Origin of the sequence: Oxalobacteraceae sp. CFBP 8761 (genome assembly GCA_014841595.1) — a bacterium.
Classification (GTDB): domain Bacteria; phylum Pseudomonadota; class Gammaproteobacteria; order Burkholderiales; family Burkholderiaceae_D; genus Telluria.
The window spans coordinates 178,004-200,267 of sequence record JACYUE010000002.1 but is presented as its reverse complement, the minus strand read 5'-3'; the positions used below and the strand labels follow the sequence as shown (position 1 = coordinate 200,267).

Here is a 22,264-nt window from a genome sequence, read left to right as displayed (position 1 = left end):
TTTACTGCGGCGGCTGACCGTTCGACGCCATCAACCCGGCATCCACCGGCAAGTTCACGCCGGTAATGAGGCGCGCATCGTCGCTCGCCAGGAACGCCATCGCGGCTGCAACGCCATCCGGATCTTCCGGTGCGCCCAGCGGCATGCGCTCGTTGAACTTGGCGACCAGTTCGGGCTTGTTGATCATGTCCTGGGTCAACCCGGTGTCGGTAAAGCTTGGATTGACCGCGTTCACGCGCACCCCGTCCTTGGCTGCATCCATCGCCATTGCCCGCACCATATTGCTGACCGCGCCTTTCGACGTGTTGTAGGCAAACATTTCCCAGTCACCGCCCAGTCCCGAGACCGACGACGTCATGACGATCGAACCGCGGGTCTTGACGAGTTCAAGCATTGCGGCCTTGGCCATGTGATAGTAGCCGGTGACATTGACGGCCATGACACGCGCGAAGTCTTCTTCGCTCGTGGCCATGATGTCGCCGTCCGTCGCGATGCCGGCATTGTTGATCAGGATATGCAGGCCGCCGAAGCGCTCGACGGTGGCCTTGACGGCGGCTGTCGCGGTGGCCTTGTCGGCGGTGTCACCGACCTGCACGAGCACGCGATCCTGGGGAAGACTAGCGGCAGCCTTGCCGAGTTTATCGCCGTCGATATCGAGCATGACGACACGGGCGCCCTCATCCAGAAAACGGCGGGCAGCCGACAGGCCGATGCCGGATGCGGCACCGGTGACGAGGACGGTTTTATCATTGAAACGGTTCATTGAATTCCTTTCGAGCAGGCAGAAACAGCCCGGTTGCGCGCGGCAAGCGGACCATTCATGAGGCCTTGTTGGTTCACGAGAATGTGCTGTCGACGATAGCACAGGGGTTCGTGCACCCCTCTTACGGTTCCAGCAGGAAAACTCCAGTGGAACCTATTCGACGATGCGTTCTTCGTCGTGCTTGACGATCGGATCTTCGGTGCCGGTCCACTCGCTCATCAGGGAGTAACCGACTGCCAACAATACTGGGCCGATGAACATCCCGATGAAGCCGAATGCGATCAGGCCGCCCAGCACGCCGAGCAGCGTGAGCAGAAACGGCAGGCTGCTGCCACGGCTGATCAGCATCGGCCGCACGACGTTATCGACGCCGCTGATCAAGACCGCGCCCCAGACCGTCATGAAGATCGACCAGCCTGTCTCGCCTTGCGCGAACAGCCAGAGCGCCGCCCCGCCCCAGACCAGCGGCGGGCCGAACGGGATCAGCGACGTCAGGAAGATCAGCACCGACAGCAGCGGCACAGCCGGCACACCGGCAATCGCAAAGCCGATGGCAGCGACGATTGCCTGCGCCAGCGCGGTGCCGAGCAGGCCGTACATCACCCCGCGCACCGTCTGGCTGACGGTGGCCTGGATCGATTCGGCGCCCTCGCCCATCACTTTGCGCATCGTCACTTCGATGATCGACAGCAGGCCATTGCCGTCGCGGTACAGGAAGAAGCTCACGAACGCGGCCAGGCTCATTTGCACGACGCCGGTGCCCAGCATCAAGCCGCCTTTGACGAGCCAGTGGCGCGCCGGCTCGAGCATGCGCTGGGCCAGCGCCAGCATCTGCTCACGGCTGGCGATCAGGTCGTTCAGATAGGTCTCGACCGACGGGCCGACCAGCGGGATGTCGCGCAGCCAGGTGGGTGGCGCCAGTTCGCGGTGCTCGATCAAGAGGCGCAGTTCGCCGAAGCCGCGCGCGACGTCGTCGCCCAGGTTATAGGCGACCATCGACAGCGGAATGATGAACAGCAGCGTGAGCGAGAGCGTCATGGTCAGCGCCGCAATCGTGCGCTGGCCGTTCAGGCGCGTGAGCAGCCGCAGGTACAGCGGCCAGCTCGAAATGGCGACGGCGGCGGCGAACAGGATCGCCGGCAGGAAAGGCCGCAGCACATAGAGGCAGCCCAGCGTGAGCAGGATGACCATGGCGATGCGGGTGTAGTTCCTGCCGGGTCGTTGCTGCTCCATGCTGCCTCAGGGAAGTGGTCTTTACGGCATCATAGCAGTTGACGCAGGTCGTGGGCGATCAGGCCCGGCCCCTGGCCATGGCGCACGAACAGGCGCAGCTGGCCCTGCTTGTCGAACACGAAGCTGCCGGCCGTGTGGTCGACCGTGTAGCTGCTCGCATCGGCGCCCGGCGCCTTGGCGTAGAACACCTTGAATTCCTTGGCCACTTTCGCGGTCGCGGCGGCGTCGCCGTACAGGCCGATGAAGCGCTTGTCGAACGCCGGCACGTAGTGCGACAGCAGTTCCTGCGTGTCGCGTTCGGGGTCGACCGTGACGAACAGCACCTGGACTTCGTCGGCCGACGGGCCCATTTCTTTGAGCACGGTCGCCATTTCTGCCATCGTGGTCGGGCACACGTCCGGGCACTGGGTATAGCCGAAGAACATCACCACGATCTTGCCGCGGAAGTCTTCCAGCGTGCGCACCTTGCCGGTATGGTCGGTCAGCGTGAAGCCCTTGGCATAGTCGACGCCCGTCACGTCCGTGTTGTGGAAAGCCGGGGCTTTGTCGCGCAGCTTGTCGCAGCCGGTGGCAAACAGCGCCACGGCCGAGAACGCCGCGATGGTCAGCAGTCGTTTCATCTGGAACCCAATATCAGAACTTACGAATCAAAACTTAAAATAATGGTCGACCAGCAGCGCCGCGAACAGCAACGACAGGTAGACGATCGACCAGGTAAACGTCTTGCGCGCCTGCGCATCGCTGTAGTTGCGGTGCACGCGCCACGAGTGGCGCAGGAAGACCGCATTGAGCGGCACCGCGGCCGCCAGGTAGATCAGGCCGCTCATGCCGACCGCGAACGGCAGCAAGGTGGTGGCGGCCAGGCCGATCGTATACAGCCACACCTGCAGGCCGGTGAACTTCATGCCGTGCGTGATCGGCAGCATCGGCAGGCCCGAGCGTGCATAGTCTTCGCGGCGATACATCGCCAGCACCCAGAAGTGCGGCGGGGTCCACATGAAAATGATCAGGACCAGCAGCCACGCTTCCATCGGCACATCGTTGGCTACCGCTGCCCAGCCCAGCGCCGGCGGCATCGCGCCCGACAAGCCGCCGATGACGATGTTCTGCGACGTGTTCGGCTTGAGCAGCAGCGTGTAGATGAAGGCGTAGCCGACGAACGTGACGAAGGTCAGCCACATGGTCAGCGGATTGACGAGTGTGTACAGCACCAGCATGCCCAGGCCGCCGATGATCGACGAAAAGACCACGGTCTGCGTCGTGCTCAGTTCGCCCGAGGCCGTGGCGCGGCGCGCGGTGCGCGTCATGCGCGCATCGACGCGCGCCTCGACCAGGCAATTGACAGCGAATGCAGCCGCAGCCAGCAGCCAGATACCGGCCGTGCCGGCGATCAGCGTTTGCCAGCCCGGGAAGCCGTCCGTGGCGAGAAACATCCCGATCACGGCGCAGAATACCGCCAGCTTCGTCACGCGCGGCTTGGTCAGGGTCCAATACTGCGAGAAACGGCTTTGGGGCTTGGGGATGGCTGTCTGGGTTGTCATCAATGGGTGCTTGCGGACGCGGCGAGTCCGGGCGCTGGGACAGCGCAGGCCGCGTCGAGTTGGAACTTCACCCGGTAGTTTAACATGGTCACCAGGATCACCAGCAGCGCCGCCCCGGCGTTATGCATGACGGCAATCGCCAGCGGGAAGCTGAAATACACGGTCGCGATGCCGGTGAGCAGCTGCGCCACCATGACCAGTACCAGCAGGCGCGCAGTCTTGCCCAGCGCCGGCAACCGCCAGGCGCGCCACGCCGCCAAACCCAGCACCAGCACGACGGCCAGCGCAAAGGCGCGGTGCACCCAGTGGATTGCGACCAGCGCCGAGAACGGCAAATAATGCCCTTCCATCGTCTTGCCCAGCTCGCGCCACAGGTGGAAGCCGTGCTCGAAGTCCAGTTCCGGCACGATCGCGCCCTGGCACAGCGGGAACGTATCGCAGGCCATGGTTGCGTAGTTAGTGCTTACCCACCCGCCCAGCGCGATTTGCACGGTGAGCACGACGGCGGCGAGCAGCGACAGCCAGCGCAGGCTGCGCAGCCGCGCGATCATTCCAGGCCCCTGCAACGGCGCCGGCCGCTTGAGCAGCGCGTCTTCGCGGCACCCCATCCAGACCAGCATTGCCAGCAGCGTCATGCCCAGCAGCAGGTGGATCGTGACGATCACCGGTTGCAGCTTGAGCGTGACGGTCCACGCGCCGAACGCGCCCTGCACCAGTACCGAGACCAGCAAGGCGATCGGCATGGCCGGCTGGAACACGGCGTCATGCGTGCGGCGCCACTGCTTGACCGACGTGAACAGCAGCGCCAGGATCAGCGCGCCGATGCCCATCGCCAGGTAGCGGTGGATCATCTCGATCCAGGCCTTGGCCACAGTGACCGGGCCGGTCGGCATCGCCGCTTCGGCGGCAGCGATCTGCTCGTGCGCCAGGAACGGGTTGGCTTCGCCATAACAGCCCGGCCAGTCCGGGCAGCCCAGGCCCGAGTCGGTCAGGCGCGTGAAGCCGCCGAACACGATCAGGTCGAACGTCAGGAACACCATTACCCAGACCAGCTTGCGGTATTTGTGGGCGTCGGACGACATCCAGACGATCGCCAGCGGCAGGCTGGCCACGAGCAGGCCCATCAGGCCGAGGTGTATGAGGGAAGACAGGTCCATGTGATTCTTTACCGGTAACGTGATTCAGCCGATGGCCGATGCCTTGAGCAGTTTGGCGATGTCCTTGTAGACGCGGCCCGGTTCGGGCTGGAACGGGAAGCGCATCATGAGGTTACCCAGCGGGTCGATCAGGTAGATATGATCGCTCGGGGCGCGACCCGTTTCGGTCGGCAGCCATTTGGCCACAGTGGCGGCCGGCGCGCGCAGCAATTCCATGCCGTCGTATTCGCGCATCATGACGGTGTCGAGCGGTTCGCTGTCCGTGATCAGCCACACGCGTTCCATGCGTTCCATGTTCTTGCCCTGCATCGTGCGCCACTGGCGCATCGCATACAGCTGGCGCATGCATTCATCGTTGCACTTGCCCCCGCCCACGCGCAGCATGACCCATTTGCCTTTCAGGTCCGCGAGCGTGCGCGGCTGGCCGTCGAGCGTGGTCGTGGCCATCTGCGGGATCGGCAAGGTGCGCGCATCGAGGATCGTGCCGTAGTTGGTGCGGTCGGTCGGCTTGACGATGTAGAAGGTAATGTACGACACGATCAGCGGCGCGGCGCAGATCAGCAGCACCAGCAGCAGCTTGAGGCGGCCGCGGCGGCGCGCGGTGTCAGGGTCAGCGAGTTGTTCTTGAGCCACGTCGAAATCCCGTCATCACATAAAAAAGAAGGGCCAGCGCCGCCAGTGCATACCACTGGAAAGCATAGCCGCGGTGTTTGTCGATCCCTGCCTCGGGCAGCGGCCAGTCGCGCGCCATCAGGTCGGCCGGCGTCGCCGGCAACGTCTGCTGCACCACGAACGGCAGCAGGCGCAGGCCACTTGCCTGTGCGAGCGCTTGCGGCGTCAGGTTCTGCACCGCCGCGCCCGGCGCCAGCGGCGGGCCGTCGCCCAGTTCCATCACCTTGCCGGCAGACAGGACGAGCCGTCCTTCGAGCGTGACCGGCCCGGCTGGCGTCGCAAATGTCGGCAGCTTGTCGAACTCGGCCTGCCGCGGCAACCAGCCACGCAGCACCAGCACGTGCTCGTCGGCACCCGCTATTTTAAACGGCATTGCGAGATAGAACCCGGACTGGCTCCCGCGTGGGCGGTTCGCGAGCAGGACGGGCCAGCCGGCGACGAATTCGCCGTGGACGCGCACGCGGCGAAATTCAAGATCCGGTGAGGCGGCGATGGTGGGGCCGAGGGTGAATGGCGGCTCGGCGGCGCGCGCCAGCTGGCGCGCCTGCAGGTCGGTCTTGTAGGCGGCCCGGTCCTGTTGCCAGTTGCCGAGCAGGATGCCGATGAGGGCCACAATCAGTGCTGCAATCAGGGCGATGGGGCGAAATCGGAAGGCGAAGCGCATTACAATGAATTCTCAACCTTTCGCGGGTCCATCATGAAAATCTTCGTTGCCATCGCCTTCGTTCTGATCCTGGCCAGCCTGGCGTCGGCCCTGTTCTTCATGATGCGCGACAAGGGGCGCACCAACCGCACCGTCAATGCGCTGGCGCTGCGGGTGGGCTTGTCGATCGTGCTGTTTCTGTGCCTGCTGGCGGCGCACCAGATGGGATGGATTGCGCCGACCGGTTTGCGCTAACCGGGCTGTGCTTGCTTACAGCCAGTACACCACGACGTACAGGCCCAGCCACACCACGTCGACGAAGTGCCAGTACCACGCGGCCCCTTCGAAGCCAAAGTGGTGTTCGGCCGTGAAGTGCCCGCGCAGCACGCGGTACAGGATCACCGACAGCATGATCGCGCCCATGGTTACGTGAAAACCGTGGAACCCGGTCAGCATGAAGAAGGTCGAACCGTAGATGCCCGACGTGAGCTTGAGGTTCAGGTCCTGGTAGGCGTGCATGTATTCATACACCTGAAAGCCCATGAACACGGCGCCCAGCAAAATGGTCGCGGCCAGCCAGAACGCCGTCTTGGCGCGATGGCCGGCGCGCAGTGCGTGGTGCGAAATGGTCAGCGTCACGCCCGACGTCAGCAGCAGCGCCGTGTTGATCGTCGGGATCGGGAACGGCCCCATCGTGCGGAAGCCTTCGACGATGCGGGCCGGTCCGGTATTGCCCCAGTGCGCCGAAAAATCGGGCCACAGGATCTGGTGATCGAGGTCGCCCAGCCACGGCATCGAAATTACGCGTGCATAGAACAGCGCGCCAAAAAACGCCCCAAAGAACATCACTTCCGAGAAAATGAACCAGCTCATCGACCAGCGGAACGACAAATCGATGCGCTTGCCGTACAACCCCGATTCGGATTCACCGATCGCTTCGCCGAACCAGAAGTACAGCACGACGAGCATCGCGACGATGCCCGTCAGGCACACGGGCATCGCGAACGGCAGCCCGTTGACCCAGCCGGACGCGCCGGCCATCGTCACCAGCATCGACAGGCCGGCCAGCAGCGGCCAGCGCGAGGGGCCGGGAACGAAGTAATAAGGCGCGGCGGTCGTTGGCGATGCTGGTTGTGACGAACTCATCTTTATCTCCTCGGGCGATGCTGTTGATTGTTGCGTCAAACTGAGAAACTAGGCCACCGCGAAACTTACCGCCAGCATGATCAGGCCGATGAAGATCGCCACCCCGATCAGGCCGGCGACGATCACGTGGACCGGGTTCAGGCTGGCCGCATCGTTCTCGTAATCGGCGCGCTTGCGCACCCCGAAGAACGACCACAGCACGGCCTTCATGCTGGCCAGAAAACTCCCCTTGCGCTGATGGGGCTTATCCGTTTGCATCGCCCTCTTTCGGCGCGGCAGCGGCCTTGAATGCCCCGCCAATTTCAAAGAACGTGTACGACAGCGTGATGTTCTTCACTTCGCGCGGCAACTTGGGATCGATGAAGAACACCACCGGCATCTGGCGCGCTTCGTTCGGGGCCAGCGTCTGCTCGCGGAAGCAGAAGCACTCGACCTTCATGAAGTGCGGCGTGGCCGACTGCGGCGCGTAACTGGGAATCGCCTGCGCTTTCACCGCCCTGCCCTGCGTGTTGACGACCTCGTACATGACGGTGGCCAGTTCGCCCGGATGCACGTCGATGCTGCGCGTGGTGGGCCGGAAGCGCCACGGGCCCTGCGAATTACCGTCAAGCTCGATCGTGATCGTGCGCGACTTGTCGACCTGGCTATTGGTCGGCGCCGCGACAAACCCATCCTGTTGCGTGAGCACGTTGATGCCCAGCACTTCGCAAATCTGCCGGTACACGGGCACCAGCGCATAGCCGAAGCCGAACATCGCCACGGCCACCACCACCAGCTTGCCGAAGGTGCGGCGGTTCAGGCGCAGCAATTTGACGCCGGTGGCCATATCAGCTCAGGAGCGTGAACTTGACGAACACGCTGATGAAGAAGAACAGCGCCAGGCCGGCCAGCCACAGCGCGGTTCTCAGGTTATTGGGTTTGCGTGGCGCGGTCATCGGATTGTCCTTACTTCACCAGCGGCGGCGTCTCGAACGTGTGGAACGGCGCCGGGCTCGGTACGGTCCACTCCAGGCCTTCGGCGCCTTCCCACGGTTTGGCGGGCGCCTTGGCGCCGCCGCGGATCGTCGGCAGCACGACTGCAAACAGGAAGTACACCTGGCTGAAGCCGAAGCCGAACGCGCCGATCGAGACGATCATGTTGAAGTCTGTGAACTGCACCGCGTAATCGGCATAGCGGCGCGGCATGCCGGCCAGGCCCAGGAAGTGCATCGGGAAGAACGTGACGTTGAACGTGATCAGCGAGAGCCAGAAGTGCATCTTGCCGCGCGCCTCCGGGTACATGTGCCCGGTCCACTTTGGCGCCCAGTAATAGAAGCCCGCGAACAGCGCGAACAGCGAGCCGGCTACCAGCACGTAGTGGAAGTGGGCAACGACGTAATAGGTGTCGTGCACCTGGATGTCGATTGGCGTGACGGCCAGGATCAGGCCCGTGAAGCCGCCGATCGTGAACACGAAAATGAAGCCGACTGCGAACAGCATCGGCGTCTCGAACGTCATCGAGCCCTTCCACATCGTGGCGACCCAGTTGAAGATCTTGACGCCGGTGGGCACGGCAATGAGCATCGTTGCGTACATGAAGAACAGCTGCGACGTCACCGGCATGCCGGTCGTGAACATGTGGTGCGCCCAGACGACGAACGACAGGATCGCAATCGAGGCCGTCGCGTAGACCATCGACGCGTAGCCAAACAACGGTTTGCGGGCAAATGCCGGAATGATCTGCGAGACGATGCCGAACGCCGGCAGGATCATGATGTAGACCTCGGGGTGGCCGAAGAACCAGAAGATGTGCTGGTACATCACCGGATCGCCACCGCCGGCGGCATTGAAGAACGAGGTGCCGAAGTGGCGGTCGGTCAGCGTCATCGTGATCGCGCCGGCCAGCACCGGCATCACGGCGATGAGCAGGTAGGCGGTGATCAGCCAGGTCCAGCAGAACATCGGCATCTTCATCAGCGTCATGCCGGGCGCGCGCATGTTGAGGATGGTGACGATGATGTTGATCGAGCCCATGATCGACGAGGCGCCCATGATGTGCATCGCGAAGATCGCCATGTCCATCCCCAGGCCCATCTGCGTCGACAGCGGCGCGTACAGCGTCCAGCCGGCGGCGGTGGCGCCGCCCGGCACCAGGAACGACGTCGCCAGCAGGATCGCGGCCGGGGGCAGCAGCCAGAACGAGAAGTTGTTCATGCGCGCAAACGCCATGTCGGATGCGCCGACCTGCAGCGGCAGCATCCAGTTGGCAAAGCCGACGAAGGCCGGCATGATCGCACCGAACACCATGATCAGCCCGTGCATCGTGGTGAGCTGGTTGAAGAATTCAGGGCGCACGAACTGCAGGCCCGGCTGGAACAGCTCGGCCCGGATCATCAGCGCCAGCACGCCGCCCGAGAGCAGCATGATGAACGAGAACCACAGGTACAGGCTACCGATGTCCTTGTGGTTGGTGGCATACACCCAGCGACGCCAGCCGTGTGGATGGTCGTGGTGTTCGTCGTGTGCGTGCTCATTGCCGTGACCTGGTGCGTGGTCGATCGTCGTGGTGCTCATGGCGTTACCCCTGCTCGTTACGTGCGTTGGTGGCGGACATTATTTGCGGGCGGCCAGGACTTCGGCCGGCTGGACGATATTTTCCGCAGCCTTGTTCGACCAGGAATTGCGGGTATAGGTGATCACGGCGGCGATCTCGGTGTCGGACAATTGCGGCCAGGCAGGCATCGCGGTCGGGAACTTGCCGCTCTTCTGGCCGTGCAGCAGGATGTCGATCTGGTGCGCCTTGCTGCCCAGCACATTCGGCGAGCCGTCCAGCGCCGCGAACGCCGCCGGGATGCCCTTGCCATTGACCTGGTGGCAGGCCACGCAGTTGGCGGTGTAGACGGCTTCGCCACGGGTTTTCAGTTCGTCGATGGTCCAGACCTTGGTCGGGTCGTCGGCCAGTGCGGCCATCTCTTTTTTCTTGCCGGCGACCCAGGCCGTGTAGTCAGCATCGGACACGACGCGCACGACGATTGGCATGAACGCATGGTCCTTGCCGCACAGCTCGACGCAGTTGCCGCGGTATACGCCGATCTGTTCGGCCTTGAACCAGCCATCGCGCACGAAGCCGGGAATCGCATCCTGCTTGATGGCAAAGGCGGGGACCGTCCATGCGTGGATCACGTCGTTGGCCGTGAACACCATGCGGATCTTCTTGTTGACCGGGACCACCATCTCGTTATCGACTTCGAGCAGGTAGTTGGCCGTGCGCGCTTCGGTCGGCGCCACGCCGGGCTCGCCGATCTGCGAACGCGGCGTGGACAGGTTCGACAGGAACGAAATGCCCTCGCCCTCGCCTTTCAGGTAGTCGTAACCCCATTTCCACTGCATGCCGGTGGCCTTGATGGTCAGATCGGCATTGGACGTGTCTTTCAGCGCGACGACGGTCTTGGTGGCCGGCAGCGCCATCCCGATGACGATCAGGAACGGCACGATCGTCCAGGCGATTTCGACGGCGGTGGATTCGTGGAAGGTGGCCGGCTTGTGGCCCAGGGATTTGCGGTGCTTGAACACCGAGTAGAACATGACGCCGAACACGGCGACGAAGATCACCAGGCAGACGATCATCATCCAGGTGTGCAAGCCGTAGATGTCGGCGCCGACGGCGGTGACCGGGGCCTGCATATTGAGCTGGTGCTCCTGAGGCCGGCCCGTCAGTTGCTGCGCCCAAGCCGGCGCAGAACCAGCGGCGGCGCCGAGTACGGCACAGCCGTACAGCACGGCCCGAAGTCGCGTTGCATATGTCATGTATGTCCCCAACCACCCAAAAAATAAGAATTATTTTTAAACGGTCAGCCATTCCACGAACGAACGACGCCGCTCCGTGCTGGCCGCAGAACACCGATGCCGTGCCGGGGCATCTCTGCGGCTGCTGCAATTCTTTTTCTGTTTCTGTTTTGACGCTGTCTCGCGTTTACCGATGCCGCTTTTTCAAGCGATTCTATCGGCTAGACGTGAAAAATAGCAATTGATTATATCTAAAGCACTAATTTTTATTCAAGGAATATCGGGGGCTGGTCAATTTGGCCATGCACGGCGACGACATTATGGTTTGCGCGGCTGGAAGCGGACGATTGATTCGCCGGCTGTCGTCTGGCGCGGCGCCGGGCGAAACGCATGGCCGTAGATCACTTCGAAGGTCAGGCCCAGCTTGCCATCGGGGAGACGCTGCGCCTCGAGCGCAGCGAGCATCCGCTGCCAGGCCGCGCGGCCGATCAGCCCGCGCCGGCGCGATTCGAGCGGATTGCCGCCCAGTGCACGCACATCGCGCAGCAGCGCCTGCGGCGTGTCGTAGGTGACCGTGATGCGCTCCATGTCCATGACCGGTGTCGAAAAACCCGCCTCGACCAGCTGATCGCCGAAATCGTGCATGTCGACAAATGGCAACGTGTGCGGATAAGCATCCAGCGCCGCAAATGCCGTGCGCAGTTCGGTGAACGTGTCGGGACCGAAGCTGGAAAACATCAGCAAGCCCTCGACGCGCAGCACGCGGCGCCATTCGGCAAACACGCGGTCGGGCAACGGATGCCAGTGCAGTGCCAGGTTCGACCACAACAAATCGACCGAGTTCGGGCCGAGCGGCAGGTTGCCGTAGTCACCGCACAGGATGTCGACGCCCGCCTTGGCCGGCATCAGCCGGCTCAATAACTGATTGAGCGAACCCGAGGCACCCGGCTTTTTCGCTGCGCGCGCCATGGCGCCGGCGCCATCCAGGCCGACGATCTGCGCCGAAGGATACGTTTTCTGCAGCAGAGCCAGGTCGCCCCCGGGGCCGCAGCCGGCGTCGAGCACCTGCTTGGGGATGATCTTCACCAGGGCCAGGCGCTCGTGCATGCGCGCAGCGATTTCGCGGCGCAGGAAATCCGACGACGCAATGCGCTCGGGCCGCGCGAACAGGTTGCGCACACGCGACAAGTCAATGGGCGCGCTCAGCTTGGACGGGGATTGAGGAGATGCCATGGGATCGGATGCGTGATGAGATAATGTGGGCAGTTTAACCGTTTGTGGGACGCCGAGCCGATGCCGGACCTTCGCCCGCTGCCGATGCGCCTCGTGCACGCGCTGCTGGACGCGCTCTTGCCCTCGTGCTGCGCACTGTGTGGCGGGCACGCGCGGGCGGCGGTGTGCGCCGATTGCGAGCAGGCGTATGTGGTGCCGACGCCGCGCTGTTCTTGCTGCGCGAACCCGGCCGGCGCGCTGGACAGCACACGGCATTGCGGCGCATGCCTCGCGCAGGCGCCGTCCTTCGACACGACCTGGGCTGCCTGCGATTACGCGGCGCCGCTCGATAGCCTGGTGCTGCAACTGAAGTTTGGCGGGCAACTGGCGCTGGCGCCGTGGATGGCGCGCGTGCTGCATGGGGCGATTTCGTCCATCATGCATCCGGCGCCGGTCTTGCCCGATGTACTGTGTCCGGTGCCGCTGGGCCCGGCCCGCCTGATCGAGCGCGGCTACAACCAGGCGCTCGAAGTCGCGCGCCCGCTGGCCCGTGCGCTGGGCGTGCCGGTCGTCCCGCAACTGCTGCACCGGCTGCGCGAGACAGCGCCACAATCGGGCGCCGGGCCAGGCGAGCGGCGCAGGAACGTGAGGGGCGCGTTTGGCGTGGCCAGCACGTTCGACGTACGTGACCGGCATGTGGGCGTGGTCGATGATGTCATGTCCAGCGGCCACACACTGGCAGAAATTGCCGCCGTATTGAAACAGGCGGGCGCCGCGCGCGTGACGAACATCGTCTTCGCGCGCACCCCGCCGCATGGATAAGCCTCATCATCAAGGAGAAGCACGTTGTTCCACGTCGTCCTGGTCGAACCAGAAATCCCGCCGAATACCGGCAATGTGATCCGCCTGTGCGCCAATACCGGCGTGCAACTGCACCTGATCGAGCCGCTCGGCTTTCCGCTGGACGACGCCAAGATGCGCCGCGCCGGCCTCGATTACCACGACTACGCCACGATGAAAGTGCACAAGGACTGGGCCGCGTTCCTGGCGGACACCCGGCCCGACCCGGCGCGCATGTTCGCACTGACCACGCACGGCTCGGCGCCCTTCGCCGACGCCCACTTCCAGCCGGGCGACGTGTTCGTATTCGGCCCGGAATCGCGCGGCCTGCCCCCCGCCTTGCGCGAAACCTTCCCACCCGCCCAACGCATCCGCCTGCCGATGCGGCCCGATAACCGCAGCCTGAACCTGTCGAACACGGTAGCCGTCGTCGTCTACGAAGCCTGGCGCCAGAACAGCTACGCCGGCGGCGCTTAAAGCCGGCGCCACTCAAAAGCCGGGGTCAGGTCTGACATTCGGACACGGGCTCGACTGCTGAGGGCGATGCATGTGGAACACTGGCCTAAAAACCGAAGCCGCACCGATAACAGAGAGATACTTACAGTAGAGCTTGTGTCCGAATGTCAGACCTGACCCCAGCTTGTGGCCCCAAACACCTGCGCATGAAAGCGCTCGCCGATCAGCCGGTGCGTGGCGGCGTCCGGGTGCAGCGCATCGGGCAGCGGCAGGTGCGCGTTGTCCGCGGCGCCATATAGCGCACTGCCATCGAGGTAATGGATGTGCGCATCGGTTCCCGTCCGCTGCGCCACGATTCTTTGCAACTGCTCGCGGATCACGCCCAGCGTCAGCTTGCCCTGGCGCCGCTCGGCGTCGTTGCCCATCGCCCGGAACAACAGCCTGCCCTGCTCCATGGCCTTGCCATCGAACATGGTCGGCCCCGGTGTCGTTTCGTGGATCGGACACCAGGTCGGCGATATCACCAGGAGCGGCGTGCTCCGGTGCATCCCTTCGCGGATCGTGTCAAGAAACCCGTGCACGGCCGGCCCGAACGCGCGCACGCGCATCAGGTCGGTGTTGACGAGATTGATGCCGAGCTTCAGGCTGATCAGGTTGGCCGGCAGATCACGGATCGTGCGCGCCGTGAACGGATCCAGTAAGGCATTGCCGCCGAAACCCAGATTGAACAGGTCGACGCCTGCCAGACCGGCCGCCACGGCAGGCCAGATGCCGGTCGGATGGGTCGCATTCGAGCCCTGGCTGATCGAACTGCCGTGATGCAACCAGCGGCGCTGGCCGCCTTTCAAAAGGGCCGACACCGGCGCATCCGCGCGCAAGCTCACCAGCTCGGTCGTCTCGTCATGCGGCAGCCAAAGTTCGACGGTCTTGTCGCCCGCCGGCAGGTCGGCAAAGCGCAGCCAGTGCGGCTCGCCAGGATGTACCCGCGTTGCCCCGCTGATCATGTCGATCTCAAGGAGCTTGCCACCCGGCGCGCTCGCCTGGACAAGCAGCTTCCCATCGACCACCAGATCAAAGATACCGTCGGGCCGCGGCGCCATCTTGCCGTAGCGGCGCTTGGTCGGCAGCACCAGCACCTCGACGACACGGGCCGTGGTCCGGAATGCCAGGCGCACGCCGGATGGCTGTGCTGCGGCCAGCGCCAGCTGCACATCCGGGTGCTGCTCGAGCGCCCAGGCCGGCAACCGCTGCGGCAGCAGGCCGGCGTCCGTGCGTTCGAGCTCGACCGCGCCATGGATCAGGTCTGCAGGAATCGGCGACAGCGTGTATATCGACATGCCCGGCATCAGGCACCCGCCGCTTCGCGGGTCAGCACCGTCAAGCCCTCGACCAGGCGATCGAGTTCTTCCACCGTGGTCGTCAGCGCCACCGTGGCACGCACCAGGCTGACGTCGCCAATATGGCGCTCCACCGTGAACACGCCGAAGCGCGCCAGCAGCGCCGCCTGCACGTCAAGCGCACGCATGCCGTCGATCGTGAACGCCGCCAGCGCCGTGTCGCCCACCAGCGGGCTCATCAACTGCATGCCCGGCAGGTCCGCCACGCGCTGCACCCAGTAATTCCTGAGCCACGCGAGCCGCGCGCCTTTCGCGGGTGAGCCACCCAGCTGCGCATGCACGTCGAGCGCCACCGGCGCAGCCATGATCGCGCTCATCGGCGGCATGCCAGCATGCAGGCGTCCGCGGATATCGTCCGCCGGATAATCGCGGTCGCCGAAATGCGGCTCGATCCGGTCCAGGCGCGACGACCGGATATACGCAAAGCCCAGCCCCGGCGGCGCGCCGATCCACTTGTGCAGGTTGAAGCCAGCGAAATCGATGCCCATGGCCTGCACGTCGACGGGCAGCTGGCCCAGCGCATGGGCGCTGTCGACCAGCACATCGACGCCGCGTGCCCGCGCCAGTGCCGCGATCTCGCGTACCGGCACCGATTGGCCATTGGCCGGAAACACCTGCGAGAGCAGAATCAGTTTCAGGCCCGGCGTATCGCGGATCGCCGTCGCATACTGTTCCAGCAGCGCGTCGCCGGACAACGGCAGGCTCAAGTGCAGTTCGGTCGGCACCACGCCGCGCCGCCCTTCCAGCCACGCCATCGCATAGCGCATCGCCGGATAATCGAGGTTGCTCCACAGGACGCCGTCGCCCGGTGCCAGCCGGTGGTATTGCCCGATCAGCACCTGCATCGATTCGCTCGCACTGCGCGTGAGCAGAATCTCATGCGGTTCGGCATTGATCAGTTTGGCAAGCCGCGCGCACAGCACCGCGCCATGCTCGAGAGCTTGCGCACTGCGCAGGAACGGGCTCAGATGACGATTCAGATAGTCGACCGATTCGACCAGCGCCGCCTGCACCGGCTGCGCCATCGCGCCAAAGTAACCGTGCTCGAGATTGACAATGCCGTCGGGCGCTGGCGGATACAGGCCGGCCAGTGCCGGCATCGCAGGTAGTGCAAATGCGTTGGCCATGCCGGTCAGCCCCGGATCCGCGCCACCAGCTTGGTGGTCGAGCGGTCATGCTCGAAGTCGATCGCCACCGCACGCCCGCCATAGGCCAGCACGGCCTGCCCTTCGGGAATCTGGTCCATCACGTAGTCGCCGCCCTTGGCATAGATGTCGGGCCGGCCTTCCTGCACCACTTCGAGCGCCGTCTGTTCGTCGAACTCGACCACCAGGCTGACCGATTCCAGCGAAGCCAGTACCGCCATGCGATCGGCCAGCGTGTTGTGCGGGCGATCGTCGCCCTTGCCCAGCCGCTTGACGGACGCATCCGTGTTGACCGCCACCACGAGCGAGGCGCCCAGCTCGCGCGCCTGCGCCAGATAGGTCACGTGGCCGCGGTGCAGGATGTCGAACACGCCGTTGGTCAGCACCACCGGCTTTGGCAGTGCGGCGATCCGCGCAGCCAGGTCGGCGCGCGTGCAGAGCTTGTTTTCAAATGAAGGCATGGGTATTCAGTTCAGTGTTTGGGCGGTTCGTCGTCAGGCTCTTCGTCGAGTGCCATCGACAACTCGGATGGCCGCGCGGCGCCGGCAGGCAGCCCCGGCTCCTTGCGCTCGCCCGACAGCTTGACCTGCAGCCGCAGGCCGTTGGCCGAGTCAGCATTGCGGATCGCTTCGTCGTAGCTGATGAAGCCCTTGTTATACAGCTCGAACAAGGCCTGGTCGAACGTGCACATGCCGAGCTCGCGCGACTTGTGCATGATCTCCTTGATGCTCTGGAAGTTCCCTTTCAGGATCATCTCGGCAATCGTCGGCGTGTTGAGCAGGATTTCGATGGCGGCCTTGCGGCCCTTGCCGTCCTCGGTACGCACCAGGCGCTGCGAGACAATCGCGCGCAGGTTCGACGACAGGTCCATCAAGAGCTGGTTGCGCCGCTCTTCGGGGAAGAAGTTGATGATCCGGTCCATCGTCTGGTTGGCATTGTTCGCGTGCAGCGTGCCCAGGCACAGGTGGCCCGTTTCGGCGAACGCGATCGCGTGCTCCATCGTTTCGGTGTCGCGGATCTCGCCGATCAGGATCACGTCCGGCGCCTGGCGCAGCGTGTTCTTCAGCGCGTTGTGCCACGACAGCGTATCGACGCCCACTTCGCGGTGCGTGATCAGGCAGTTCTTGTTCTTGTGGACGTATTCGACCGGGTCTTCCACCGTGATGATGTGGCCGGCCGAATTGTTGTTGCGGTAGTCGATCATCGCCGCCAGCGTCGTCGACTTGCCCGAGCCCGTACCGCCCACGACCAGCACCAGGCCGCGCTTGGTCATCACGACATCCTTGAGCACTTCGGGCAGGTCGAGCTTTTCAAAGTTGGGGATCTCGGATGAGATGGTGCGCACCACCATGCCGACGCTTTGCTGCTGCACGTAGACATTCACGCGGAAGCGGCAGACGTTGGGCAGTGAAATCGCGAAATTGCACTCCATTTCGGTCTCGAACTCGGCGCGCTGGCGCTCGTTCATCAGCGAGATCGCGAGCGCGCGCGTGACTTCGCCGCTCAGGCGCTGCTGGCTGAGGGCTTTCATGGCGCCCTGGTATTTCATGCTCGGCGGGAAATCAGCCGAAATGAAAAGGTCGGAACCGCCCTGGTGATGCATCACCGTGAGCAGTTTATGGATATAGACCTGGGCTTCCGCCGGGCCAAACGTGGTGGACATGCGGGCCTTTCAGAAAAGATGCATAGGCGGAGCCTATCAAGAGATTATATCGACTATCATTCTCGCTACACCATTATTTCATGACGCACGCCGTGCTGCCCCGCTCTCGCGAGGCGCCGGCAGTGCGCCTAGTCGAGACGCCTACCATGACCCTGACCGAGTTGAAATACATTGTCGCCGTCGCCCGCGCCAAGCACTTCGGCCACGCGGCCGAAGCCTGTTTCGTGGCCCAGCCCACGCTGTCGGTCGCCATCAAGAAGCTGGAAGACGAGCTGGGCGTGCTGCTGTTCGAGCGCGGCGGTTCCGAAGTCTCCGTCACGCCCCTGGGCGCCCAGATCGTGGCGCAGGCCGAGCGCGTGCTGGAACAGACCGCTGCCATCAAGGAACTGGCCAAGCAGAACAAGGACCCGCTGGCTGGCCCGCTGCGCCTGGGCGTGATCTACACGATCGGCCCGTACCTGCTGCCGCCACTCGTGAAAAACCTGATCGACACGGTCCCGCAGATGCCGCTGATCCTGCAAGAGAATTTCACGCACAAGCTGCTGGAATTGCTGCGCCAGGGCGAGCTCGACGCCGCGATCATGGCGCTGCCGCTGCCCGACCATGGCATGGCGGTGCAGCCGCTGTACGACGAGCCATTCATCGTGGCCATGCCGAAACACCACCCGTGGGCCAAGCGCAAGGAAATTTCGGCCGAGGACCTGAAAAGCGAAACGATGCTGCTGCTCGGTGCCGGCCACTGCTTCCGCGATCAGGTGCTGGAAGTGTGTCCGGAAATGGCGCGCTTCTCGGCGCCGGGCGGTGGCACCGGCATGCAGCGCACGTTCGAAGGTTCGTCGCTGGAAACGATCCGCCACATGGTTGCCAGCGGCATCGGTCTGACGGTGCTGCCGCGTGCGTCGGTGACCGACCTGAGCGAGTCGAACGGCTTGCTGGCCTATGTGCCGTTCACCAGGCCGGCGCCGTCGCGCCGCGTCGTGATCGCCTGGCGCAAGAGCTTCACCCGCCGCGCTGCCATCGATGCGGTGATGCAGGCGGTGAGTGAATGTCAGCTCGCTGGCGTGGAGATGATCACGTACGAGGCGGCTGCGTAGCGCCAGTCCACACGGCTGGCGGCGCGATAGCGACGGCGTCGGCCTTCTCGTTCGTATCGTCCGCATCGGTCGCATCGCCGTTGGCCGCAGGCCCGCCCCTGACCGCCTCGAGCTGTGACGGCGAGAACACGATGGTCTGGGTCGGGAACGCCAGGCTGATGTCAGCCGCTTCCAGCCGCTCGAAGATCGTCAGCAGCAGCTTTTCGCGAATGATCACCTGCGTGTCGAACTCGTGCACGTCGATGTGGGAAAACACCTCGATGTTGAAGGCGCGCTCGCTGATGCTGCCCAGACGCGCGCGGTGCCCTTCCGCCATGTTCTTTTCTTCAGCGAGAACTTGCTGGACGATGGAAATCGCTTCCTTCAGCTTGGCCGACGAGTTGCCATAAGCGATCGCGATCACGGGATTGAACAGGAACCGGTCGCGCGCGGCGTAGTTTTCGATCTGGCGCGCCGACAGGTCGCCGTTCGGAATCGTCACCACCGTGCGCTCGTTGGTGCGGATGCGGGTCGAGCGGATGCCGACGTCTTCCACGGTGCCCACCACGTCGCCGACCTTGATGAAGTCGCCCACCTGCATCGGGCGGTCGGCAATCACGGTCACGCTGCCGACCAGGTTTTCCACCGTCTTCTGGGCGCCCAGCGCCAGCGCGATACCACCGATACCGAGGGCCGCAATCCCCGTCGTGACGTCGATGCCGAAGGTGCTCAGGATCGCAATGCACGAAAACGCCAGCAGGATGACCTTGGCGGCGCGGCGCGCCAGCGTGATGACCGAAATGACCTGACGCCGCTGGCTGCGCTGCATGCGGGCGATCGCCAGTTCCGAGATCGCGTCGACCAGCCGCAGGCCGAACCACACCAGCGCGATGACGGAGACGATGCCGGTATAGCGCAGCAAGGTCTGACGCGCCACGATCGACACCGGCAGCTGCTCGGCCCAGTTGTAGAACACGCCGACGGCGATCAACAGGCTCACCGGCGGCAGAGCCGCCTCAAAGAAGCGGTACAGGCCATTGGCTTCCGGGTCGGGCACGAGCTTGCGCATGCAGAACACGATCAGCGCCGACAGCATCCACAGACCGCCGAACACCAGCACGCCAAGGCCCAGCAACAACGCCCAATCCTTCAGCGGCGCACCGGCGACGACGACCTGGTCGGCCGCAGGCTCAGTGACCACGGGCGCACGCTTGGTGGCCGCGGTGATCTGGGTCAGCGTCTCGCGCGAGACGCGCCATACCTGATGCTCGCCGTCCTGCCCTTTCGTGAGCAGCACCGGGATTTTCTTGTCCTGGATGGCGATCTCGCCCACGCGCTCCTGATCGACCGGCAAGTCGTCGCTCACCTTGCCGTTGGGGTCATTGGAGAGCGTGATGAAGGTATCGAGCGTGCCGCCATCGTCCAGCACCGCATGGAACGCGCGCGCCTGTTCCACCGCGTTGGTGCGCTGGCGTGAGCTGGTTGCTGGTGGCAAGTCGAAGTACAGCGCGGTGCGATCGTAGTCGGATTGGCCAAGCGCGCCGAGCAGGCCGGAGACCATGGAGCGCGGGGTCTCGCGCTTGAGCGGATCGGGGACGGCAGGTTCGGCGGCGGCGGGCGCCTCGGCATCCTGGCCGGCGGCAAACGCCGGCGGTTGGGTAAGCCCCAGCAATAATGCCAGGGACAGCGAGACCAGTAATCTCATGGAACATATTCTATTCAAAACGACTCCTTGCACGTGTTTGATCGCATGGCGCATGGCGCATATTGAATGGCGTCAGCCGGGCAGGAGCAACGGTGCTGTCGCCGCGACATGACGTGTCTGCGGATGCGCAGTGACGGACACGCGGTGTCCGGGCCAACTTGCTGGCCCGAACGTGCGATGCGATCGGTTCGATGGCCGGACAGTGGTGTCCGGGACCCAAAGTCTAGCATCCTGCCGATGTCATGCCCGCACTATTGCTGGCAGCGCAAGGGTGTCGCAGGCGATTGGCAATGAACGAGCCATATCGAATCGACGGCTTCGTTGAAAGGTGCTATTTTCACCGATAATTTATTTTCGGTAACAATCATGCAGACAACACCGGGCACGCGCCCGAGCCTTTTCACCACCCCCACCTTCTGGTTCATCCTGCTCAATATCGGCGCCTGGGTGTATCTGGGCATGAACGGCGTCGACTGGATGTCGCCCCGCCCGGCCGACCTGACTGCCTGGGGCGGCAACCTCGGCCCCTACACCCTCACCGGCGACTGGACGCGGCTTGTCACGTCGATGTTCCTGCACGGTGGCGCGCTGCACCTTGGCCTGAACATGTTCATGCTGTCGCAGATCGGTCCATTGTCCGAAGCGGTCTGGGGCCGTACCCGCTTTACCTTGATCTATCTGTTGTCCGGCCTGTTCGGCGGGCTGGCCAGCGCCTGGTGGTATGCAAGCGTGGCCGTACGCAATATGGGCTACGACCTGGTGCCATCGGCCATGGGCTTCACGCCGCATTTCGCGACCACGGTCAGCATCGGCGCATCCGGCGCGCTGCTCGGCGCATCCGGCGCCCTGCTGGTACATGCACTGTGCGCCGGCACGGCGGCCAAAATCGAATTGAAGGTCATCTTCCAGGTGGTGGCGCTGAATATCGGCATGGGCTTTCTGATGACCGGCACCGACAATGCGGCCCACATCGGTGGTGCCCTCGCCGGGATTGCCATCGGCGCCCTGCTGATGCTGCCGGGGCGCGTGTTGCGGATCAGTACTGCAGTGCAGTCGGCGGTTGTGTTCGCCGTCGGCCTGGGCGTGCTGGTGACGCTGGTGAAGCAGCCGCCGTCCGACCAGGTCAGCCGGATCGCGCAGATCCTGCGCGCATCGGAGGTGCTTGCTGCGCAACGCGAGGCGATGCGGGCCGTGAATCCTCAACGCCCGTAATACCGGCAGCGTGGGCGGATATTCCGCCCACGCTATGCCAGTAACCAGCCCGATCAGCCCTGACGGCGACGGGCCACCATCAAGCCACCCAGCAGCAACGGCAGCATCAGCGCGATCGTCGACGGTTCCGGCACTTCGGCCACGATCGAGAACGTGTCGCCGGCGCGCATGCCGCTGGTGTCGAGCAGCCAGTCGCTGCGGCCATCGAGCAGCGTCGGGTTCCCGAACTGGAACTCGGCCGGTTCGCCATTGGCGAACGTGATCGCCGCGTTGTAGAACGAGTGGTTGACGCTGAGCGCTTGCGAGAATGCGGACACCGTGCCCGGCGCAGCGAAACGGATGCCCTGCAAGCCAAAGTTAAACTGCGGGAACGACATGCCGCTCAGGTTGATTACCATCGCGCTCAGGCTCAGCGGTCCAGCCAGGTCGGCTTCCTCCAGCACGAAGTTGAGCGTGGTGCCAGTGAAATTGGCCAGCGCCAAGTCGAACGACACGGCGCCGGCGACGCTGTAATCGGTCACGACATTGCCTGCCGCGCTGTTCGAGTTGACCAGCAGCGCCGCGTGGCTCGATGTGGAGAACGCCAGTGCAGCCAGGCCGGCGATGATGAATTTGTTGATGGTCATGGTGAATATCCTTGA

24 protein-coding genes are annotated in these 22,264 nt (G+C 64.0%); 5 read left to right on the top strand and 19 right to left on the bottom strand.

Annotated features, from left to right (window positions below):
- Nucleotide 1 precedes the first annotated feature (1 nt).
- The 7 genes from IFU00_13335 to IFU00_13305 form a co-directional block, all read right to left on the bottom strand.
- On the bottom strand, nt 2-763 hold the full coding sequence (locus tag IFU00_13335; protein ID MBD8543262.1) for an SDR family oxidoreductase: 762 nt from the start codon (nt 761-763) through the stop codon (nt 2-4).
- Nucleotides 764-916: 153 nt separating this feature from the next.
- On the bottom strand, nt 917-1,996 hold the full coding sequence (locus tag IFU00_13330) for an AI-2E family transporter (GenBank protein MBD8543261.1): 1,080 nt from the start codon (nt 1,994-1,996) through the stop codon (nt 917-919).
- A 29-nt stretch (nt 1,997-2,025) separates the two neighbouring features.
- Nucleotides 2,026-2,616: an SCO family protein gene (locus tag IFU00_13325; GenBank protein ID MBD8543260.1), complete on the bottom strand. Its 591-nt coding sequence runs from the start codon at nt 2,614-2,616 to the stop codon at nt 2,026-2,028.
- A 27-nt stretch (nt 2,617-2,643) separates the two neighbouring features.
- Nucleotides 2,644-3,537, bottom strand: a complete 894-nt coding sequence (locus tag IFU00_13320; GenBank protein ID MBD8543259.1) for a protoheme IX farnesyltransferase — start codon at nt 3,535-3,537, stop codon at nt 2,644-2,646.
- A complete protein-coding gene (locus IFU00_13315; protein MBD8543258.1) occupies nt 3,537-4,694 on the bottom strand; it encodes a COX15/CtaA family protein in 1,158 nt (385 codons plus the stop codon). Before IFU00_13315 ends, IFU00_13320 begins: the two co-directional genes overlap by 1 nt.
- Before the next feature lie 24 nt (nt 4,695-4,718).
- Nucleotides 4,719-5,327, bottom strand: a complete 609-nt coding sequence (locus IFU00_13310; protein ID MBD8543257.1) for an SCO family protein — start codon at nt 5,325-5,327, stop codon at nt 4,719-4,721.
- A complete protein-coding gene (locus tag IFU00_13305) occupies nt 5,305-6,030 on the bottom strand; it encodes an SURF1 family protein (GenBank protein MBD8543256.1) in 726 nt (241 codons plus the stop codon). Before IFU00_13305 ends, IFU00_13310 begins: the two co-directional genes overlap by 23 nt.
- Before the next feature lie 33 nt (nt 6,031-6,063).
- Here IFU00_13305 and IFU00_13300 point away from each other — a divergent pair, with 33 nt between their 5' ends.
- A complete protein-coding gene (locus IFU00_13300; GenBank protein MBD8543255.1) occupies nt 6,064-6,264 on the top strand; it encodes a twin transmembrane helix small protein in 201 nt (66 codons plus the stop codon).
- Between the two features lie 15 nt (nt 6,265-6,279).
- Here the strand turns inward: IFU00_13300 and IFU00_13295 are convergent, their stop codons facing one another.
- From IFU00_13295 to IFU00_13270, 6 genes are all read right to left on the bottom strand, one after another.
- A complete protein-coding gene (locus tag IFU00_13295) occupies nt 6,280-7,155 on the bottom strand; it encodes a cytochrome c oxidase subunit 3 (GenBank protein ID MBD8543254.1) in 876 nt (291 codons plus the stop codon).
- A gap of 48 nt (nt 7,156-7,203) precedes the next feature.
- A complete protein-coding gene (locus tag IFU00_13290; GenBank protein ID MBD8543253.1) occupies nt 7,204-7,413 on the bottom strand; it encodes a DUF2970 domain-containing protein in 210 nt (69 codons plus the stop codon).
- A complete protein-coding gene (locus IFU00_13285; protein ID MBD8543252.1) occupies nt 7,400-7,981 on the bottom strand; it encodes a cytochrome c oxidase assembly protein in 582 nt (193 codons plus the stop codon). The genes IFU00_13290 and IFU00_13285 overlap by 14 nt, the downstream gene beginning before the upstream one ends.
- A 119-nt stretch (nt 7,982-8,100) precedes the next feature.
- Nucleotides 8,101-9,708: a cytochrome c oxidase subunit I gene (gene ctaD / locus IFU00_13280; protein ID MBD8543251.1), complete on the bottom strand. Its 1,608-nt coding sequence runs from the start codon at nt 9,706-9,708 to the stop codon at nt 8,101-8,103.
- Between the two features lie 39 nt (nt 9,709-9,747).
- Nucleotides 9,748-10,941 carry a cytochrome c oxidase subunit II gene (gene coxB / locus IFU00_13275; protein ID MBD8543250.1) on the bottom strand — a complete coding sequence of 398 codons (1,194 nt, stop codon included), beginning with the start codon at nt 10,939-10,941 and terminating at the stop codon, nt 9,748-9,750.
- A 297-nt stretch (nt 10,942-11,238) separates the two neighbouring features.
- Nucleotides 11,239-12,153, bottom strand: coding sequence for a methyltransferase domain-containing protein (locus IFU00_13270; GenBank protein ID MBD8543249.1), 915 nt, complete (start codon nt 12,151-12,153; stop codon nt 11,239-11,241).
- Nucleotides 12,154-12,213: 60 nt separating this feature from the next.
- Here IFU00_13270 and IFU00_13265 point away from each other — a divergent pair, with 60 nt between their 5' ends.
- Nucleotides 12,214-12,954, top strand: a complete 741-nt coding sequence (locus tag IFU00_13265) for a ComF family protein (GenBank protein ID MBD8543248.1) — start codon at nt 12,214-12,216, stop codon at nt 12,952-12,954.
- Nucleotides 12,955-12,978: 24 nt separating this feature from the next.
- Complete coding sequence (gene trmL, locus IFU00_13260; GenBank protein MBD8543247.1) at nt 12,979-13,449, top strand: tRNA (uridine(34)/cytosine(34)/5-carboxymethylaminomethyluridine(34)-2'-O)-methyltransferase TrmL; 471 nt, start codon at nt 12,979-12,981, stop codon at nt 13,447-13,449.
- A gap of 146 nt (nt 13,450-13,595) precedes the next feature.
- Here trmL and IFU00_13255 read toward each other — a convergent pair whose 3' ends face one another.
- Genes IFU00_13255 through IFU00_13240 form a run of 4 tightly spaced genes read right to left on the bottom strand, consistent with a single transcriptional unit; the run spans nt 13,596 to nt 17,633 of the window.
- Complete coding sequence (locus IFU00_13255; protein MBD8543246.1) at nt 13,596-14,765, bottom strand: lipase; 1,170 nt, start codon at nt 14,763-14,765, stop codon at nt 13,596-13,598.
- A gap of 8 nt (nt 14,766-14,773) precedes the next feature.
- Nucleotides 14,774-15,952: an aminotransferase class V-fold PLP-dependent enzyme gene (locus IFU00_13250; GenBank protein MBD8543245.1), complete on the bottom strand. Its 1,179-nt coding sequence runs from the start codon at nt 15,950-15,952 to the stop codon at nt 14,774-14,776.
- A gap of 5 nt (nt 15,953-15,957) precedes the next feature.
- Nucleotides 15,958-16,431: a D-glycero-beta-D-manno-heptose 1-phosphate adenylyltransferase gene (gene rfaE2, locus IFU00_13245; GenBank protein ID MBD8543244.1), complete on the bottom strand. Its 474-nt coding sequence runs from the start codon at nt 16,429-16,431 to the stop codon at nt 15,958-15,960.
- Between the two features lie 11 nt (nt 16,432-16,442).
- Nucleotides 16,443-17,633: a PilT/PilU family type 4a pilus ATPase gene (locus tag IFU00_13240; protein MBD8543243.1), complete on the bottom strand. Its 1,191-nt coding sequence runs from the start codon at nt 17,631-17,633 to the stop codon at nt 16,443-16,445.
- A gap of 146 nt (nt 17,634-17,779) precedes the next feature.
- Between IFU00_13240 and IFU00_13235 the strand changes: the two genes are divergently transcribed.
- Nucleotides 17,780-18,727 (top strand): LysR family transcriptional regulator, encoded by a 948-nt coding sequence (locus IFU00_13235; GenBank protein MBD8543242.1) that lies wholly within the window; start codon nt 17,780-17,782, stop codon nt 18,725-18,727.
- On the opposite strand, the gene IFU00_13230 is transcribed toward IFU00_13235, so the two are convergent.
- On the bottom strand, nt 18,705-20,411 hold the full coding sequence (locus tag IFU00_13230) for a mechanosensitive ion channel family protein (GenBank protein MBD8543241.1): 1,707 nt from the start codon (nt 20,409-20,411) through the stop codon (nt 18,705-18,707). The genes IFU00_13235 and IFU00_13230 overlap by 23 nt on opposite strands.
- Nucleotides 20,412-20,777: 366 nt before the next feature.
- Here IFU00_13230 and IFU00_13225 point away from each other — a divergent pair, with 366 nt between their 5' ends.
- Nucleotides 20,778-21,623, top strand: coding sequence for a rhomboid family intramembrane serine protease (locus tag IFU00_13225; protein MBD8543240.1), 846 nt, complete (start codon nt 20,778-20,780; stop codon nt 21,621-21,623).
- A gap of 53 nt (nt 21,624-21,676) precedes the next feature.
- On the opposite strand, the gene IFU00_13220 is transcribed toward IFU00_13225, so the two are convergent.
- The gene (locus IFU00_13220) at nt 21,677-22,249 is read right to left on the bottom strand and encodes a PEP-CTERM sorting domain-containing protein (GenBank protein MBD8543239.1); all 573 of its coding nucleotides are present in this window, start codon (nt 22,247-22,249) and stop codon (nt 21,677-21,679) included.
- Nucleotides 22,250-22,264: the final 15 nt, after the last annotated feature.

Excerpts from the sequence above, each read along its gene's own strand:
- rfaE2 (MBD8543244.1), bottom strand. The coding sequence starts at position 16,431 with ATGCCTTCATTTGAAAACAAGCTCTGCACGCGCGCCGACCTGGCTGCG.
- ctaD (MBD8543251.1), bottom strand. The coding sequence starts at position 9,708 with ATGAGCACCACGACGATCGACCACGCACCAGGTCACGGCAATGAGCAC.
- IFU00_13230 (MBD8543241.1), bottom strand. The coding sequence starts at position 20,411 with ATGAGATTACTGGTCTCGCTGTCCCTGGCATTATTGCTGGGGCTTACC.
- IFU00_13235 (MBD8543242.1), top strand. The coding sequence starts at position 17,780 with ATGACCCTGACCGAGTTGAAATACATTGTCGCCGTCGCCCGCGCCAAG.
- IFU00_13305 (MBD8543256.1), bottom strand. The coding sequence starts at position 6,030 with ATGCGCTTCGCCTTCCGATTTCGCCCCATCGCCCTGATTGCAGCACTG.
- IFU00_13315 (MBD8543258.1), bottom strand. The coding sequence starts at position 4,694 with ATGGACCTGTCTTCCCTCATACACCTCGGCCTGATGGGCCTGCTCGTG.
- IFU00_13250 (MBD8543245.1), bottom strand. The coding sequence starts at position 15,952 with ATGGCCAACGCATTTGCACTACCTGCGATGCCGGCACTGGCCGGCCTG.
- IFU00_13270 (MBD8543249.1), bottom strand. The coding sequence starts at position 12,153 with ATGGCATCTCCTCAATCCCCGTCCAAGCTGAGCGCGCCCATTGACTTG.
- IFU00_13325 (MBD8543260.1), bottom strand. The coding sequence starts at position 2,616 with ATGAAACGACTGCTGACCATCGCGGCGTTCTCGGCCGTGGCGCTGTTT.
- IFU00_13220 (MBD8543239.1), bottom strand. The coding sequence starts at position 22,249 with ATGACCATCAACAAATTCATCATCGCCGGCCTGGCTGCACTGGCGTTC.
- IFU00_13290 (MBD8543253.1), bottom strand. The coding sequence starts at position 7,413 with ATGCAAACGGATAAGCCCCATCAGCGCAAGGGGAGTTTTCTGGCCAGC.
- IFU00_13225 (MBD8543240.1), top strand. The coding sequence starts at position 20,778 with ATGCAGACAACACCGGGCACGCGCCCGAGCCTTTTCACCACCCCCACC.
- IFU00_13320 (MBD8543259.1), bottom strand. The coding sequence starts at position 3,537 with ATGACAACCCAGACAGCCATCCCCAAGCCCCAAAGCCGTTTCTCGCAG.
- IFU00_13330 (MBD8543261.1), bottom strand. The coding sequence starts at position 1,996 with ATGGAGCAGCAACGACCCGGCAGGAACTACACCCGCATCGCCATGGTC.
- IFU00_13240 (MBD8543243.1), bottom strand. The coding sequence starts at position 17,633 with ATGTCCACCACGTTTGGCCCGGCGGAAGCCCAGGTCTATATCCATAAA.
- IFU00_13255 (MBD8543246.1), bottom strand. The coding sequence starts at position 14,765 with ATGTCGATATACACGCTGTCGCCGATTCCTGCAGACCTGATCCATGGC.
- IFU00_13295 (MBD8543254.1), bottom strand. The coding sequence starts at position 7,155 with ATGAGTTCGTCACAACCAGCATCGCCAACGACCGCCGCGCCTTATTAC.
- IFU00_13285 (MBD8543252.1), bottom strand. The coding sequence starts at position 7,981 with ATGGCCACCGGCGTCAAATTGCTGCGCCTGAACCGCCGCACCTTCGGC.
- IFU00_13265 (MBD8543248.1), top strand. The coding sequence starts at position 12,214 with ATGCCGGACCTTCGCCCGCTGCCGATGCGCCTCGTGCACGCGCTGCTG.
- IFU00_13335 (MBD8543262.1), bottom strand. The coding sequence starts at position 763 with ATGAACCGTTTCAATGATAAAACCGTCCTCGTCACCGGTGCCGCATCC.
- IFU00_13300 (MBD8543255.1), top strand. The coding sequence starts at position 6,064 with ATGAAAATCTTCGTTGCCATCGCCTTCGTTCTGATCCTGGCCAGCCTG.
- coxB (MBD8543250.1), bottom strand. The coding sequence starts at position 10,941 with ATGACATATGCAACGCGACTTCGGGCCGTGCTGTACGGCTGTGCCGTA.